This is a genomic window from Mesorhizobium sp. M7A.F.Ca.ET.027.03.2.1 (assembly GCF_003999175.1).
Lineage (GTDB): Bacteria > Pseudomonadota > Alphaproteobacteria > Rhizobiales > Rhizobiaceae > Mesorhizobium.
This window is the reverse complement of the sequence record NZ_RZOM01000823.1, coordinates 1-2,847: the sequence shown is the minus strand read 5'-3', so window position 1 is coordinate 2,847 and position 2,847 is coordinate 1. Positions and strand designations below refer to the sequence as shown.

The window sequence follows — 2,847 nt, the reverse complement described above, 5'->3', positions numbered from 1 at the left end:
GGCGGTAACGAGCAAAAGGGCCGCCACCGCGCGCAGCCCCCAGGGGTCGCGCTCCGGCACGCGCGTGCGCGGCAGGTCGGCGCCAAGGTTGTCGAGCTTTCCAGCCATACGCTTCTGGTGTTCACGCCACAGCGCCTGCGAGAAGCTGCTTTCCCTGCCGCTGGGCCGGTCGGTCTGCACCAGCACCGGGCTGTGCAACAGTTGATTGGCGGCCTCTATGCGGCGGTCGATTTCGGCGGCGCCCGGCAGGCGGAAGAAGCGCAGCGGATAGAGCGCGGCCAGTGCCGCTATGGCAAAAGCAGCGACCAGGCCAACACGCGCCATATCCGGCAGCCGGAAGAACAGCCCCAGCCAGGAGATGCTGAGGAACAGGCTGGCGACTATGACGAGCGGAAGCAGCAACGGCCAGCCGCGCTCGACCATCATCGAAACCCGCGTCGCCAACCGGCTCAAGGCCAGGCGCCCGGCGAGGCCGCGATCGCTGCTGAAGGTGGGTCGTTGCGTCATCGGCCCTTCCTTGAGCCTATCCCGAAAACCGGGATGCGGCCCTATCCCTTTGAGCATGATCTGTTCCGAAAGGGATTTCACTTTTCGAAATCATGCTGTGGAGCGGGCAGGATAGCCCGACGCCTCACGACTCAAAGAATACCAGCAAACACGGCAAAGGCGAGGCAGTTCGGAAAAACGTGAAGTGGACCGTTATAGTTCCATCCTGCATACCCTTTAGAAGGCTGCAGGCCCTTTAGAAGGCAGCAGGCCCTTTAGAAGGTAGCGGGGTCCGCATTCGCTCCGCAGACCAGTACGGCGACCCGTTCGCCCGCCGCCGGCGCATAGCGGCCCGACAGGACCGCGGCAAAGGCGGCGGCGCCACCCGGCTCGGAGATGATGCGGGCCCGGTTCCACAGCGCCTTCTGCGCGGCGATGATGTCGTCGTCACTGACCAGGATCGAGCGTTCGACAAAGGCTTCGGCAATCGGGAACATCATTTCGCCGACGCGCTTTGGCGCCAGTGAATCGGCGGCGATGCCCTCGGCCGGTGCGTCGACGGGGTGTCCGGCCTCGAAGGCGCGATGCAGCGTCGGTGCTCCTTCCGGCTCGACGGCGATAATGCGGATGCGGCCGGCAAACCAGGCAGCGATGCCGCCGATCAGGCCGCCGCCGCCGACAGCGACCAGCAGCGTGTCGATCTTAGGCAAATCGCTCTCGATTTCGAGCCCGAGCGTGCCCTGGCCGACGAGCGTTTCCTCCTGGTTGAAGGCATGGATCTGCAAGGCGCCGGTCTCCTCGGCGAACCGTTCGCTGGCCGCCAGCGCCTCGGCATAGCGGGCGCCGCCGACGATCAGTTCGGCGCCGTAGGAGCGGATTCGCTCCAGTTTGGCTGGCGGGCTCACCTCGGGAACGAAGATGGTCGCCTTGTGGCCGAGCCGCATGGCGGCATAGGCGACGGCCGCGCCATGGTTGCCGCCCGATGCCGCGACGACACCGGCGTTGGGAACCGGCCGCTCCAGGAGATTGGTGAAGGCGCCGCGCGCCTTGAACGAGCCGGAATGCTGCAGGCATTCGAGCTTCAGGTCGACGGCCAGCGGCGGCTGATCGAAGTCGGCCATGTCGACGCGCAGCACCGGCGTGTGCCTGATATAGGGGCGGATGCGCGGTTCCATCGCGGCAATGCGCTCGCGTGTGACGGTGATGCCGTTCGTCATGATTGCTCCCTGGGACGGGTAGGTGTGTTTCCGGCGCTTCTATGCAAGCCAGTCGGGCATGGAATCCAGCCCGATCAGGTCGTCATAGGTCGGGCGTGGGCGCACGACGTGGAACCGGTCGCCGTCGACCAGCACCTCCGGCACCAGCAGGCGGGTGTTGTAGGTGCCGGCCTGCACCGCGCCATAGGCGCCCGCGGTGGAGACGGCAATCAGGTCGCCGGCCTTCAGCCTGGGCAGATCGCGGTCCAGGCCGATATAGTCGCCGGTCTCGCAGACCGGGCCGACCACGTCGACCATCATGCGCGGCGTGTCGGCCGGCGGCTGCACGACCGGACGGATGTCGTGGAAGGCGTCGTAGAGCGTCGGCCGGATGAGATCGTTCATGGCGGCATCAACGACGAGGAAGTTCTTGGCGTCGCCTTCCTTCACGAAAATCACTTCCGAGACGAGGATGCCGGCATTGCCCGATATCAGCCGGCCAGGCTCGAACATCACCTTCAGCCCGAGCTTGGTGACATGCTTCCTGACGATCTGGGCATAGGCGTCGGGCAGCGGCGGCGGGTTGTTGTCGATGCGGTAGGGAATGCCGAGCCCGCCGCCGACATCGATATGCTCGATGGCATGGCCGTCCGCCCGCAGCGCGCCGACGAGATCGACAAGCAGGGCGAAGGCATCGTCGAAGGGCTGCAGCTCGGTGATCTGGCTGCCGATATGGGTATCGATGCCGGTGATCCTGATGCCGGGAAGCTTTGCCGCGCGGGCATAAACCTGCCGCGCCCGCTGCCACGGGATGCCGAACTTGTTCTCGGCCTTGCCGGTGGAGATCTTCTTGTGGGTCTTGGCGTCGACGTCGGGATTGATGCGCAGCGAGATCGACGCCACCTTGCCAAGGGCGGTGGCTCGCGCCGACAACAGCTCGAGTTCAGGCTCGGATTCGACGTTGAAGCAAAGGATGCCGGCGGCAAGGGCAAAGTCCATTTCGCGCGCGGTCTTGCCGACGCCCGAAAACAGGATCTTGCCGGCCGGAATGCCGGCGGCCAGCGCCCGGCGCAATTCACCTTCCGAAACCACATCGGCGCCGGCGCCGAGCTTGGCCAGCGTCCGCAGCACGGCCTGGTTGGAATTGGCCTTCATGGCGTAGCAG

At 65.7% G+C, this 2,847-nt stretch carries 3 protein-coding genes; all 3 read right to left on the bottom strand.

Annotated features, from left to right (window positions below):
* On the bottom strand, positions 1 to 507 hold a 507-nt coding region (locus EN750_RS27505; RefSeq protein WP_127398563.1), incomplete at its 3' end, for a DUF4175 family protein.
* Between the two features lie 254 nt (positions 508 to 761).
* Positions 762 to 1,703: a threonine/serine dehydratase gene (locus tag EN750_RS27500; RefSeq protein WP_127398561.1), complete on the bottom strand. Its 942-nt coding sequence runs from the start codon at positions 1,701 to 1,703 to the stop codon at positions 762 to 764.
* Positions 1,704 to 1,742: 39 nt separating this feature from the next.
* Positions 1,743 to 2,847: diaminopimelate decarboxylase (lysA, locus tag EN750_RS27495; RefSeq protein WP_127398559.1), on the bottom strand; the 1,105-nt coding region annotated here is incomplete at its 5' end.